The following is a 13,303-nucleotide window of genomic DNA, read 5'->3' as shown; positions in this document are numbered from 1 at the left end:
GGTGCTCGTGGCACCTTGACCGCACATGTGTCCGTGCGAATGAATGTATGGACCTTTTGTCGGACGACCCCTGACGGAGGCGCCGCGTGGCGACCAAAGAGGAGCACACCAGGCTCGACAAGCTGCAACGCGACCCTTACCCGCTCTACGCCCGCGCGCGCCGGGCCGAGGGGCTGACCTTCGTCCCCGAGCTCAACGCCTGGCTCGTCGCGCGGGACGCCGACGTACGCGAAGTGCTGCGCCGGGCCGACGAGTTCTCGTCCGTACGCGCACTGCTCCCCGATGTCATGCCCTCGCCCGCCGCCCTGGAGGTGCTGGCCAAGGGCTACGGGAAGCGGCCCACCGTCGTCTCCAGCGACGGCCCCGCACACCAGCGCCACCGCGCCCCGCTCAACCGCGGCCTGTCCGCCGCGCGGATCGCCGCGCTGACGCCGTACGCCGCCGAGCGCGCCGAGGCGCTGATCGACGGCTTCGCGCCGGACGGCAGGGTCGAACTGATGGGGGCGTACGCACGGCAGTTACCCGGCCAGGTGATCGGGCGGCTGCTCGGCCTCGACCCGGCGGACGTCCCGGCCGCGGTGTACGGCGGCTATCGTGCCGAAGAGCTGCTGTTCCGGCCGCTGGACCCGGACGAACACGTTCGCGCCGCCGAGGACGTCGTCGCGCTGCACAAGCTGCTCGACGCGTACATACGCGACCGGCGGGCGACCCCGCGCGACGACCTCTGCTCCGGGCTGGTCACCGCGCTCGCACCCGGCAGCGATGAGCTCACCCTGGACCAGCGCCACGAGCTCGTGTCGAGCCTCCAGAACCTCCTGATCGCCGGGCATCTCACGACCACGGCGCTCATCGGCACGACGCTGCTGCATCTGCTGCGCGACCGGAGCCAGTGGGAACTGATCTGCGCCGACCCGGAGCTGATACCGGCGGCGGTGGAGGAAGCGGCACGGTACGACACCGCGGTCCAGGGCTTCAGGCGCACCACCACCCAGCCCGTCACCATCGCCGGCACCAAACTGCCTGCCGGGGCGACCGTGTTCGTGGCGTACGGATCGGCGAACCGCGACGAGAGTCGCTACGACCGGCCGGACGTCTTCGACATCATGCGGCCCGTGTCGCGGCAGCATGTGGCGTTCGGCCACGGGGCGCACGGCTGCCCGGGCTCACAGCTGGCGCGTGAGCAGCTGTCCTTGACCTTGCGGCTGTTGGTCCGCAGGCTGCCGGGGCTGCGGCTGGACGAGGACGCGCTGCCGGTTGTCATGCGGCCGACTCTGATCCACCGCTCGCCGGAGGCGTTGCACCTTGCGTGGTGAGCTTGGTGGGGCGGGTGGGGGTGCGGGTTGCGGGTGTCGCCTGCGGCGGGCTTGTTCCCCTACCCGCCCCTTCCCGTAACTGGGGCTTCGCCCCAGACCCCGTACCGCCCTTCGGGTGGGGGTCCCCCCACGCCCGCCAGGGCGTAGGGGGCGGGTTCGGGGGCAGCGCCCCCGACACGGGCCCGCACGCGACGTAGCCTCGACGCCATGCCCGGCACCCACCATCGCCCCCGCCCCCGCCCCCACATCCTCGTCCTCGGCGGCACGGCCGAAGCCCGCCACCTCGCCGCTGAGCTCGCCGAGCTCGCCGCGCGGCCCGGCGGCGGACAGGTGACCACCTCGCTCGCCGGGCGGGTGGCGCACCCCCGGCTGCCCCCCGGAGCCGTACGCATCGGAGGTTTCGGCGGCGCCGAAGGGCTCGCCGCCTGGCTCCGGGAGCACCGCGTGGACGCCCTCGTCGACGCCACCCACCCCTTCGCCGCCACCATCAGCGCCCATGCGCAGCGCGCCGCTGCCGCCACCGGCATCCCCCTCTGCGCGCTGCGGCGGCCCGGCTGGAGCGCCGGTCCCGGCGACCGCTGGCAGTCGGCCGCCTCGCTCGCCGACGCCGCCGTGCGGCTGCCCGCGCTGGGGCGGCGGGTCTTCCTCACCACCGGCCGCCTCGGCCTCGCCGCCTTCGCGGACCCGGACCTTGACCAGCTGGACTTTCTCGTACGGTCGGTGGAGCCTCCCGAGCCGCCGCTGCCCCGCCACACCCGTGTCCTGCTCGACCGCGGGCCCTTCACCGTCGAGAGCGAGCGGGAGCTGCTCCGTACGCACCGCATCGACGTCCTGGTCACCAAGGACAGCGGCGGGCCCGCCACCGCGGCCAAGCTCACCGCGGCGCGTGAGCTGGCCGTGCCCGTCGTCGTGGTGCGACGGCCGCCACCGCCGCCAGGAGTGCTGGTCGCCCCGGATGTGGCGGGCGTACTCGAACTCCTCAGCCGCGAACTCCTCAGCCGCGGCGCAGCAGATAGGTGTCCATGATCCAGCCCTTGCGTGCGCGCGCCTGAGCCCGCAGTTCCTCGATCCGGTCCGCCACCTCCGCCAGCCGCCCCGAGACCAGGATCTCGTCCTCGGTGCCCACGTACGCACCCCAGTAGATGTACAGGTCCTGGTCGAGATGGTGCGTGAAGGCCTGCCGGGCGTCGAGCATCACCACCACATCGTCCACGCCCTCCGGCCACCCCTCGGCGAGCCGCCTGCCCGTGGTGATCTGCACGGGCCGCGCCACCCGGTTGAGGCCCGTGCGGTGCTTCGCCAGCAGCGCGGAGACACTGCTGATGCCCGGCACCACTTCGTGCCCGAAGGCGACCGTGCCCCGTTCCAGGACCTCGTCCAGGATGGAGAGCGTGGAGTCGTACAGCGCCGGATCGCCCCACACCAGGAACGCCCCGCACTCGTCCTCGCCCAGCTCCTCGGCGATGAACCGCTCGTACAGATCTGCCCGGCGGCTGCGCCAGTCCTCCACCGCGGGGGAGTAGTCCGATGTCTTGCGGTCGCGTGCCGGATCGCGCGCCTCTACCAGGCGGTAGGAGCGGTCCGTGACATGCGCGTCCAGGATGTCGCGCCGCAGCCGCGTCAGATCCGCCTTCTCCTCGCCCTTGTCGAGGATGAAGAACGCATCCGCCTTGTTCAGCGCCTTGACCGCCTGCAGCGTCAACTGGTCGGGGTCGCCCGCTCCGATGCCGATGACATAGATCTTTTTCACCGTATGAGTATGCGGGGTGGCGCATGTCACGTTGATCGGGGGATCTACCGAGGCCGCCGCTCGCGGCATATCCTCCGACCATGCGTGTCGCACTCTTTGTCACCTGCGTCAATGACGCGGTCTATCCGGCCACGGGCATCGCGACCGTGAGACTTCTTGAGCGGCTGGGAGTCGAAGTCGACTTCCCGGCCGCGCAGACCTGCTGTGGTCAGCCGCAGTTCAACACCGGCTACCGCCGCGAGACCGAACCGCTGGTCCGCCGGACGACGCGCGCCTTCGAGGGGTACGACTATGTCGTGACCCCGTCCGGCTCGTGCGCGGCGATGGTGCGGGAGAACTACCCGAAGTTCGGCGAGACCGAGCTTCCCTCCCGTACGTACGAACTCACCGAGTTCCTGGTGGACGTGCTCGGCGTCACGGACGTCGGCGCGTACTTCCCGCACGCCGTCACCTACCACCCCTCGTGCCACGGCTTGCGGGTACTGGGCCTCGGAGAGCGGCCCCGGAAGCTCCTCGAAGCGGTGAAGGGCCTGGACCTGCGCGAACTGCCCGGCGCCGAGGAGTGCTGCGGCTTCGGCGGCACCTTCGCCCTCAAGAACGCCGACGTCTCCACCGCCATGGGACTGGACAAGGTCCGCAACGCGAAGTCCACGGGCGCGGACATTCTGTGCGGGGCCGACAATTCATGCCTGGTGCACATCGACGGGATCCTCCGCAGGCAGGGCGCCCCCGTGCGCTCCCTGCACATAGCGGAGATCCTGGCGAGTACGGAAGAGGAGCCCCACGTATGAGCGGGACGTATCTGGGGATGCCGTCCTTCCCCGAGGCCGCGAAAGAGGCGCTGGGGAACCAGACCCTGCGGGCCAATCTGCGGCACGCCACGCACACCATCCGCGACAAGCGGGCCGTGGCCGTGGCGGAACTGGCCGACTGGGCGCAGCTGCGCGAGGCGGGCAAGCAGATCAAGGACCACACGCTGCGCCACCTCGACCGTTACCTGGAGCAGCTGGAGGCCGCGGTCACCGCGGCGGGCGGCACCGTGCACTGGGCGGCGGACGCGGCGGAGGCCAACCGGATCGTCGCGGGCCTGGTGAAGGCGACCGGCGAGACCGAAGTCGTCAAGGTCAAGTCGATGGCGACGCAGGAGATCGGCCTCAACGAAGCACTGGAGGCCGAGGGCATCGCGGCGTACGAGACCGACCTCGCCGAGCTGATCGTGCAGCTGGGCGAGGACCGGCCCAGCCACATCCTGGTGCCCGCCATCCACCGCAACCGCGGCGAGATCCGCGACATCTTCGAGGCGAAGATGGGGGAGTGGGGCAGGGCCGCGCCCGAGGGCCTCACCGACGCCCCCATCGAGCTGGCGGAGGCGGCGCGTATGCACCTCCGGGAAAAGTTCCTGCGGGCCAAGGTCGCCATCTCAGGGGCCAACTTCATGGTCGCCGAGACCGGCACCCTCGTGGTCTTCGAGTCGGAGGGCAACGGCAGGATGTGCCTGACGCTGCCCGAGACGCTGATCTCGGTCGTCGGCATCGAGAAGGTCGTGCCGACGTGGCGGGACCTGGAGGTCTTCCTCCAGACGCTGCCGCGCTCATCGACCGCCGAGCGCATGAACCCGTACACCTCCACCTGGACCGGTACGGCGGACGGCGACGGCCCGAGCGCCTTCCATCTGGTCCTCCTCGACAACGGCCGCACCGACACCCTCGCCGACGAAGTCGGGCGGCAGGCGCTGCGCTGCATCCGCTGTTCGGCGTGCCTGAATGTGTGCCCGGTGTACGAGCGGGCCGGCGGGCACGCGTACGGCTCGGTCTACCCCGGTCCGATCGGCGCGATCCTCAGCCCGCAGCTGCGCGGCATCCAGAGCGAGATCGACGCTTCCCTGCCGTACGCCTCCTCGCTGTGCGGAGCCTGCTACGAGGTGTGCCCGGTGGCCATCGACATCCCTGAGGTGTTGGTGCACCTGCGGGAACAGGTCGCCGACCAGGGCGGCAAGGGGCACCGGCTGGAAAAGGCCGCGATCAAGGCGGCAAGCTGGGTCCTCGACCATCCCGCCGCGTTCGCCGCCGGGGCACGGATCGCGTCCAAGACGCGCAAACTGCACCCGAAGAAGCTGCCGGGCGCCGGAGCCTGGACCGACAGCCGGGAACTGCCGGAACTGCCCGCCGAATCCTTCCGTGACTGGTGGAAGAAGAACCGCACATGAGCACCGCTCCCAGCACGTCCCGTGACCGGATCCTCGCCCGGGTGAGAGCGGCGGTCGCCGACGCACCGGACGTCCCTGAGGCCGCCCGCGACTACCTCGCCAGCCACACCCCCGACGACCCGGCCGTGATCCTCGACCTGCTGCACGAGAACCTCGCCGACTACCGGGCGATCGTGCACCGTACGGACGCGGAGGGGCTGCCGTCGCTGCTGAAGCGGCTGCTCACCGAGCACGGATCGAGCACGGTGCTGGTGCCGCCCGGACTGCCGCCGGCGTGGCTCGCGGCCGTGGAGATCACGCGCGTCGACGACCGTGCGGAATCCACGCCGCACGAACTCGACGCGGTCGACAGCGTCATCACCGGATGCGCGCTGGCCATCGCGGAGACCGGGACGATCATCCTGGACGGCAGCGCGGATCAGGGCCGCCGCCGCATCACGCTCGTACCCGACCACCACATCTGTGTCGTACGCGCTCCGGAGCAGGTCGTTGCCTCGGTGCCGCAGGCGATGTCGCGCGTCGACGCGACCCGCCCGCTGACCTGGATCTCGGGCCCTTCCGCGACCAGCGACATCGAGCTCGACCGGGTCGAGGGCGTACACGGCCCCCGTACGCTCGAAGTCGTCCTGCTAACGGACTGAGGCCAGCGGGGGAGCCTCGGCGGCGGGGTCGATGGGCTGATCCTGGTCCGTCTGCTCCTCGACCCGGGAGGCGAGCTCCCGCGCCCACGCCGTCAGCCCGGCCACATCGATGCCGTGCGGGTCACGGAAGTCGGCGATCCGGTCCGCGCCCCTGCGCAGGAGCCGCGCGCCGCCCGCCGTATTGGCACGGGCGGCGTGCGTGAGCCCCACGGCGAGCTGCGCGAGCCCGCGCCACAGCTCACGCTCGGCCTCGGGGCCGGACTTCCACGCGTCCTCGAACACCTCGTGCGCATGGAAGGGCATCCCGGCGTCGAGCAGCCGCTGCGCCTCTGCCAGCGACGCCGCGGGGGTACGCACGACCCCTTCGGGCTGCCGCTCCACCCCGGGCATCCCGTACGGAAGCGGGCGCCCCAGCCCGTCGCGGGGTCGCGCATTACGCGCACGCCCCTCGGCGTCGCGGTCCCGATGTGCCTTGCGTGCCTGGTCAGCTTGGTCTGTCGTGTCCACCCTTCGATTGTCCCCTGCCTGTGACTGGCGGGCCGGACGTTCTGAAGGTGCTCGGAGTGAGGTAACGTTCTCTTGCGCGCTCAGCCGGGAAACCGGCGGACTTGCGCATCGGGACGTGGCGCAGCTTGGTAGCGCACTTGACTGGGGGTCAAGGGGTCGCAGGTTCAAATCCTGTCGTCCCGACAGCGAAATTCTGCGTTGTCGCAGGTGAGGGGCCATCTTCGGATGGCCCCTTTCGCGTGCCCGGGCGCGGTGTGGGAGCGCTCTTTCGCTCCCCGTGCTCCCATCGCTCCCAAGCGCTACGGTCGCGGTCAATCGGTGGTTGATCGTCGGTCGCCCGATCGGGTCGAGCTGCGGCTGCTCCCAAGGGCCAGGGCCTGGTGCTCCCCGTTTTTCTGGTCAAGGGGTCGGGGTGCTCCCATCGGTTCATGTGGGGTCGTGCGGATGGCCCCCTTTTGGGCTCCGGTAAATGTCCCCTTGACCGTGAGGGCTCCCGGGCCGGGTGGACGACGCATCGAGGTCTTGAACGATCCCGGAGGAGTCTGTGCAGGTCGGCGGGGTGGTGTCGGGATGTGACCTGGTCCTGGTGTCCCCATGACTGAGGGCGAGGAGCGGTACGCAGCCGTTGCGCGCAGTAGGCGGCCGGCCGGGACGGGGTAGGCAAGAGGCTGTGGCTGGTCGGGCGGGAGGCCAGATCATCCGGCGCTTCGTGTTCCCCACCTACAGGGTGATCGCGCACGGCACCGTGTCGGAAAGACCCTGCGCAGGTTCTTGACCCTGAGTCCAGATCATGGGAACAAGGGCTACCGCAGGCAGTAGCAGTGGCCATTATCCGGCTGACGCGGTACACGGCACTGGCCGCAGGTTTGAGTCCCCAGCTCGTCACACGCGAAAACTGAGGACCCCGTCGAAGCGCCGACGGTCAGCCTCTCGCGGGGCACGCGAAGGTCGACGGGACGGATACCGCGCGTCGGTGGAGCCGACGGAAGACGAGTCCTACGTAACAGGCGATCGGTCCCGCCGCTCCGGGAACGGGCGGCGGGACGGTGCGCACGCAGCGGCTTGGCCGCAGGTTCGAGTCCTGGGCAGGAGCCCCAAAACATGGCTGGTCGACCTCACGGCGCTGACCTGCGGATTTACGCCACGGTGATGGTGGAGGGGCGGTCTCGGCTGGCGCCGGTCGCCCCGGGGGTGGGTCGGTGAGTGCCAACGTCAACGAAACCACGACGTCGCCGTGACTTGCTGCGTGATGGCCCTTCACCGATGTCTGGTGGCTGGGAGGAACAAGGAGAAGCGTTCTTTCGGAGTGTCACCAGTCGGTGGTATGACTTCCTCATGTGTTGAGGGGCTCGCAGTGTGTACAACCGGGGGGAAAGTTGAGCACGTCGCGGCACTCGTTCGTCTATCACGCTGAGCCGCTGTTCACTGAGCTTCCGAAGCCTTCGCAGGTGCCAGTGACCGTGGTGTCCCCCTTGATGGCACCACCTCCTGTTCTCACGCCCAAGCAGATTCTGGTGCACCACTCAGCCGACGACTGGGAGGAGTTTGTCTACGAGTGGGTGGAGGCGCTGAGGGAGGCGCGTTACGTGGATGTAGTGGGGATGGGGGGATCAAATGACCGTGGCGCTGATATTGCGGCTTTCCTGACGGCGAAGAAGACCGATGGACCCTGGCACTGCTTCCAGTGCAAGCATTACGACAAGGCACTTGTGCCATCTGCGGCTTATCCGGAGATGCTGAAGATCCTGGTAGCTGTCGCGGAACAGGAGTACCGGGTACTCCCTGAGCGCTACGTCTTTGTCGCACCGAAGATCGGTGGATCACTCAAACAACTCCTGGCCAAGCCTGCCGAACTCAAGGCCGCGTTCTTCGAATCGGTGGCCAAGCCGGGTAACAAGCTGACGACGGACTATGACGAAGCGACTTTGCACCGGGCACTGCAACTTGCCCACAAGACGGACTTCTCCTGCTTCGAGGCCGCCAACCTGGACCGGATTCTTGAACAGCACGCCACAACCCCCTACCACGTAAGGCGGTTCGGCACTCCTCTGCCGAACCGGCCCGCCGTTCCGGCACCGCCCTCAGAACATTCGACAGGGGAGGCGCGTTACATCCAGAAGCTACTGGACGTCTATGGCGAGAGGTGGGGCTGCGCAACCCACTACCCGGACGAGGCGCGTGCACATCCCAAAGCGGGACGGCATCTGCAGCGGCAGCGCGAGGCCTTCTACTGCGCCGACGCCCTCCGCGTCTTCGCCCGGGACAGCGTGCCCGTGGGCACGTACGAGTCGTTGCAAGACGATGTCCACACGGGCGTGGTCGAGGTCGAGGAACGCGACTTCACCACCGGTTACGACAGGCTCAACGCGGTGCTCGATGCGGCGCGGGACATGCAACTTGGTGCGAATGTCCTCCTCTCCTGCATGAAGTCCAATGACCGAAAGGGCATCTGCCATCAGCTCGCCAACGAGAACAGGCTCACCTGGTTCCAGGAGGAGGAGCTGTGAGCCCGCTCAACAGCCCGCTGGAAGTGGGCATGCGCGCCCTGGTTCTGCTGTCCGAGTCGTTCCCTGAGCCCTTGGACCTTGCGCAGTTGGTGTATCTGGACCATGCCATGCTCCACAGCAGTGAGCTGAACGGCCCGCCGAGCCTCCATCCAACCCTGCCGGCTGGGCCGGGCGAGCTTGCGATGAAACGGCACCTCATCGAGCAGGGGATGATCGTTCTGCTGCGCGCAGGACTCGCCGACGTCCAGGCAACCGAGGACGGCTTGGTCTACCGCGCCACTGAAGACGGCCCGGGCTTTGTGGAGATCCTCGAATCTCCCTATTCCGGCGAGCTCAAGCACCGGGCGGAATGGATCATCGGAGCCCACGGACTCCCTCACATGGACGTTCGCGAGGCGACGCAGGCCATCACCAGCCGTTGGGCCCATGAGTTCAGCGGCGATCTGCCACTTCCAGGGAGCGAAAATGCCTAGCCTCAGGCTCCTGCATTTGACCTTCGCCGGTGCTGAAAGAGAGACGGCGCAGGTCACCTTCGATCCCCGGCTGACCGTGGTCTACGGAGCATCGGACACCGGGAAGTCCTTCGTCACCGAGGCGATCGACTACATGCTCGGCGCCCAACAACTGAACGTCATCCCCGAAGCAGAGGGATACTCTCAGATCCTTCTTGGCATAGCCCTGCCCGACGAGACCGTCATCACGCTCGTACGGGCTCCCCGATCAGGCCGTATCAGCATCTATGAGAGGGACCTTCGCAGCCTGGTCTACCAGGCACCCGACCTTGTCCTGCCCGTACGGCACAGTTCCAGGAGCCCCAAAAACCTTTCCCGCTACCTGCTGGAGCGTCTCCCTCTCTGTCAGCCTTGGGTGAGACGTCCCGTTCCGCGGGGTTAGCCTGAGAGGGCACGACGGCGTCGCGGCCCTGCCGTTGAACTGCGACTATGCGTACGAGTAGGGCCTTGACTGCGCAGGCGCATCTTTCCGTGTCTTTCAGGTTCGTGCAGGTTATGCAGCTGATTTCTCCGCACGGGCTCCCCAGCGCCGTCCGAACTCCCCAGAGGTCGCAATGCGTGACTACTGAAGGAGGGAAGTTCGTCAACAGATTCTTCGTCTGCTGGCGGTACAGCGGCAGCGCATCGCTGATCAGCGCAAAGCGAAACTTTCTCCACAACAGACCAGAAGCCTGGCCGGTCCGGAGGGAGGTGTGGACACATGGGGCTGAAGTCCCTAGCCTTGTCGGCGAAACATCACGGTCGTCGATGTGACCCGACAGCGCGGTAGCCGTCGACCTCTCCTGTATCCGAGCCGTTGCCCCCGCTCGGCGTAGTGGCCTGCTGAAGCACACCTAGCGGGCTGAAGCGGCGACATTCCGCTACGGCATCGGCGCGGCAGCGCGCGCCCCAGGCCTGGCAGCCACCTGTTCAGGAAGGGGATTGCATTGTCATGTTCATGAAAATCGGGAGGGCTACAGTCGCGCGTTGGCCGGCCATCGGTTCGGCTCTGCTCCTGGTCGCGGCCGCTCTCAGCGCGACCTTATCCAGTGCGACCCCGGCCTCGGCGCACCCGATCAACGCCGCCGACTTCCAGCAGGTCCAACTGGCCCGCGGGGTCGCGGAGGTCGGTGAGCCGATGTCGCTGGCCGTACTCGCCGACCGGTCGGTGCTGCATACCGCTCGCAACGGGACCGTGCGCCGCACGGATGCCAACGGCACCACCAAGGTGATCGGCAACCTCCCCGTATACGTGCACGACGAGGACGGCCTGCAGGGCATCGGCATCGACCCGGGTTTCGCCACCAACCGGCACATCTACCTCTACTACTCCCCGCCGCTGTCCACACCAGGAGGCGACGCACCGACCACCGGCGGCAACTGGTCGGCGTGGCAGGGTGTCAACCGGCTTTCCCGGTTCACGCTCAACGCCGACTTCACGCTCAACCAGTCCAGCAAAGTGGACATCCTCGACGTGGCGGCCGACCGAGGTATCTGCTGCCACGCCGGCGGAGACATCGACTTCGACGCGGCAGGCAACCTGTACCTGTCCACAGGCGACGACACCAACCCGTTCGAGTCCGCCGGATATTCCCCACTCGACGAGCGGTCCAACCGCAACCCGGCGTTCGACGCGCAGCGCACCGCCGCCAACACCAACGACCTGCGCGGCAAGATCTTACGAATCAAGGTGAACGAGAACGGGTCGTACTCGATCCCGGCAGGCAACATGTTCCCGCCCGGCACGGCCAGGACCCGGCCGGAGATCTACGCGATGGGCCTCCGCAACCCGTTCCGGATGAGCGTCGACAAGGCCACCGGCATCGTCTACGTCGGCGACTACGGCCCCGATGCCGGCGCCACCTCGGCGCGCGGGCCGCAGGGCCAGGTCGAGTTCAACCGCGTCACGGGCCCGGGCTTCTATGGCTGGCCATACTGCACCGGCACGAACACGAGCTCCGAGACGTACGCCGAGTGGGACTTCGCTGCCAACACGGCAGGCGCGAAGTACAACTGCTCGGGCGGGCCGACGAACAACTCGTTCCGCAATACCGGCTTGAGCGCGCTGCCCCCCGCCAAGGCTGCCTGGATCCGTTACGGCGGCGACGCCGGCAGCCCGCCGGCGTTCGGCGGCGGCTCGGAGTCGCCGATGGCGGGCCCGGTGTACCGGTATGACCCCGACGTCAGCTCGCCCACGAAGTTCCCGCAGTCGTTCGACGGGCAGTTCTTCGCCACGGAGTTCGGCCGCGGCTGGATCAAGCCGATCCACCTCAACGCCGACGGCTCCCCGGGGACCATCGACAGCTTCCCCTGGAATGGCAAGCAGGTGATCGACTCGGCGTTCGGCCCGGACGGCTCCTACTACGTGCTGGACTACGGCGCCGGGCTGTACCAGGGCGACCAATACTCTGCCCTTTACCGCTTCGACTACGTCGGCGGCGGCAACCGGGCGCCCACGGCGATGGCCGGCGCCAACCGGACCTCCGGCTCGGCGCCGTTGACCGTGACATTCTCCTCGGCCGGCTCATCCGACCCTGACGGTGGGGCACTGACCTATGCGTGGAGCTTCGGTGACGGCACCACCTCCACCGTCGCCAACCCGACGAAGACGTACAACGCCAACGGCGACTACACGGCCACGCTGACCGTGCACGACCCGCAGGGTGCAACCGGCACCGCCGACGTGCGGATCACCGTCGGCAACACCGCGCCGACCGTGACCATCAACAGCCCCGCCGCGGGGGAGATCTTCGCCTTCGGCGACACCGTGCCCTTCAGTATCACCGTGACGGACCCGGAGGACGGCACGGTCGACTGCGCCAAGGTCAAGCTGACGTACATCGTCGGTCACGACAGCCACGGCCACCCGATCACCTCGAAGACCGGTTGCTCCGGCACGATCACCATCCCGGTCGACGGTGAGCACGACGACGCGGCGAACATCTTCGGGGTCTTCGATGCCGAGTACACCGACAACGCCGGGCTCACCACGCACAAGCAGCACATCCTGCAGCCGAAGCACCGGCAGGCCGAGCACTACAAGACGTCGTCCGGCATCGCCACCCTCGACAAGTCGACCGCCGAGGGCGGCAAGTCCGTCGGTGACATCGAGAACGGCGACTGGATCGCGTTCGAGCCGTACAAGCTGAGCAACGCCACGTCGTTCAGCGCCCGGGTGTCGTCAGCCGGCGCGGGCGGCACGTTGCAGGTTCGGGCCGGCTCGCCGACCGGCACCGTCCTCGGCTCCGGCACCGTCCCGGTCACCGGCTCGTGGACGAACTTCACCACCGTCAACGGCTCGATCTCCGGTGCACCGGCCGGCACCACCACGCTCTACCTGACCTTCGCCGGCGGCTCAGGGTTCCTCTTCGACATCGATGCGTTCACCTTCAATCCCGGCGGCGGCCCGACACCCGGAGCGGGTCAGATCGTCGGACTCGCGAACAAGTGTCTGGATGTCCGTAACGGCAGCTCGGCGGATGGGACGGCGGTGCAGATCTCGTCGTGCACGGGCTCGGCGGGGCAGAAGTGGACGGTGGCGCCGGGGTCGACGGTCAAGGCGTTGGGCAAGTGCCTGGATGTCAGCGGCAACGGCACGGCGGACGGGGCGAAGGTCCAGTTGTGGTCCTGCAACGGTGGCGCCAACCAGAACTGGCAGGCGAACCCGGACGGGTCGCTGCGGAACCCGCCGTCGGGCAAGTGCCTGGACGTGTCGGGTGCCAACTCCTCGGACGGCACCCTCGTGCACCTGTGGTCCTGCCGCGGCGGAGCCAACCAGAAGTGGACCCTGCCCTGAGCTGACGCGGCACGCTGGAAGGGCCCCCGCCACCCACTGTGCGGGGGCCCTTCCGAGTTCCCTGGCCGGATGTGGCTGACGTCAGGCTGTGC

General features: G+C 68.3%; 11 protein-coding genes and 1 tRNA gene. 10 read left to right on the top strand and 2 right to left on the bottom strand.

The window, feature by feature from the left end; all coding sequences use genetic code 11:
• Positions 1–86: 86 nt before the first annotated feature.
• Both ACIHCQ_RS21205 and ACIHCQ_RS21200 read left to right on the top strand, forming a co-directional pair.
• A complete protein-coding gene (locus tag ACIHCQ_RS21205; RefSeq protein WP_399664258.1) occupies positions 87–1,313 on the top strand; it encodes a cytochrome P450 in 1,227 nt (408 codons plus the stop codon).
• A gap of 207 nt (positions 1,314–1,520) precedes the next feature.
• Positions 1,521–2,339 carry a cobalt-precorrin-6A reductase gene (locus ACIHCQ_RS21200; RefSeq protein WP_399664255.1) on the top strand — a complete coding sequence of 273 codons (819 nt, stop codon included), beginning with the start codon at positions 1,521–1,523 and terminating at the stop codon, positions 2,337–2,339.
• Here ACIHCQ_RS21200 and cobF read toward each other — a convergent pair.
• Positions 2,308–3,063: a precorrin-6A synthase (deacetylating) gene (cobF, locus tag ACIHCQ_RS21195; RefSeq protein WP_399664253.1), complete on the bottom strand. Its 756-nt coding sequence runs from the start codon at positions 3,061–3,063 to the stop codon at positions 2,308–2,310. The genes ACIHCQ_RS21200 and cobF overlap by 32 nt on opposite strands.
• Positions 3,064–3,143: 80 nt before the next feature.
• On the opposite strand from cobF, the gene ACIHCQ_RS21190 reads away from it, so the two are divergent.
• The 3 genes from ACIHCQ_RS21190 to ACIHCQ_RS21180 are packed head-to-tail and all read left to right on the top strand — an operon-like array spanning position 3,144 to position 5,910.
• On the top strand, positions 3,144–3,854 hold the full coding sequence (locus ACIHCQ_RS21190) for a (Fe-S)-binding protein (protein ID WP_399664250.1): 711 nt from the start codon (positions 3,144–3,146) through the stop codon (positions 3,852–3,854).
• Positions 3,851–5,269 (top strand): LutB/LldF family L-lactate oxidation iron-sulfur protein, encoded by a 1,419-nt coding sequence (locus ACIHCQ_RS21185; protein ID WP_399664248.1) that lies wholly within the window; start codon positions 3,851–3,853, stop codon positions 5,267–5,269. The genes ACIHCQ_RS21190 and ACIHCQ_RS21185 overlap by 4 nt, the downstream gene beginning before the upstream one ends.
• Positions 5,266–5,910 (top strand): lactate utilization protein C, encoded by a 645-nt coding sequence (locus ACIHCQ_RS21180; RefSeq protein WP_399664245.1) that lies wholly within the window; start codon positions 5,266–5,268, stop codon positions 5,908–5,910. Before ACIHCQ_RS21185 ends, ACIHCQ_RS21180 begins: the two co-directional genes overlap by 4 nt.
• On the opposite strand, the gene ACIHCQ_RS21175 is transcribed toward ACIHCQ_RS21180, so the two are convergent.
• Positions 5,899–6,417, bottom strand: a complete 519-nt coding sequence (locus tag ACIHCQ_RS21175; protein WP_399664242.1) for a DUF309 domain-containing protein — start codon at positions 6,415–6,417, stop codon at positions 5,899–5,901. The genes ACIHCQ_RS21180 and ACIHCQ_RS21175 overlap by 12 nt on opposite strands.
• 109 nt (positions 6,418–6,526) lie before the next feature.
• Here ACIHCQ_RS21175 and ACIHCQ_RS21170 point away from each other — a divergent pair.
• The 5 genes from ACIHCQ_RS21170 (at position 6,527) to ACIHCQ_RS21150 (ending at position 13,211) form a co-directional block, all read left to right on the top strand.
• Positions 6,527–6,600, top strand: a tRNA-Pro gene (locus ACIHCQ_RS21170).
• Positions 6,601–7,865: 1,265 nt separating this feature from the next.
• Complete coding sequence (locus ACIHCQ_RS21165; protein ID WP_399664239.1) at positions 7,866–8,924, top strand: ABC-three component system protein; 1,059 nt, start codon at positions 7,866–7,868, stop codon at positions 8,922–8,924.
• Positions 8,921–9,397 (top strand): ABC-three component system middle component 2, encoded by a 477-nt coding sequence (locus ACIHCQ_RS21160; protein WP_399664236.1) that lies wholly within the window; start codon positions 8,921–8,923, stop codon positions 9,395–9,397. The genes ACIHCQ_RS21165 and ACIHCQ_RS21160 overlap by 4 nt, the downstream gene beginning before the upstream one ends.
• Entirely contained in the window at positions 9,390–9,818 is a 429-nt protein-coding gene (locus tag ACIHCQ_RS21155; RefSeq protein ID WP_399664233.1) for a hypothetical protein, read from the top strand. The genes ACIHCQ_RS21160 and ACIHCQ_RS21155 overlap by 8 nt, the downstream gene beginning before the upstream one ends.
• Positions 9,819–10,367: 549 nt before the next feature.
• On the top strand, positions 10,368–13,211 hold the full coding sequence (locus tag ACIHCQ_RS21150; protein ID WP_399664230.1) for a carbohydrate-binding protein: 2,844 nt from the start codon (positions 10,368–10,370) through the stop codon (positions 13,209–13,211).
• Positions 13,212–13,303: the final 92 nt, after the last annotated feature.

Origin of the sequence: Streptomyces sp. NPDC052236, assembly GCF_044548015.1 — a bacterium.
Classification (GTDB): Bacteria; Actinomycetota; Actinomycetes; order Streptomycetales; family Streptomycetaceae; genus Streptomyces.
The sequence above is the reverse complement of the archived record's forward strand: the minus strand, read 5'-3'. Positions and strand labels throughout refer to the sequence as shown.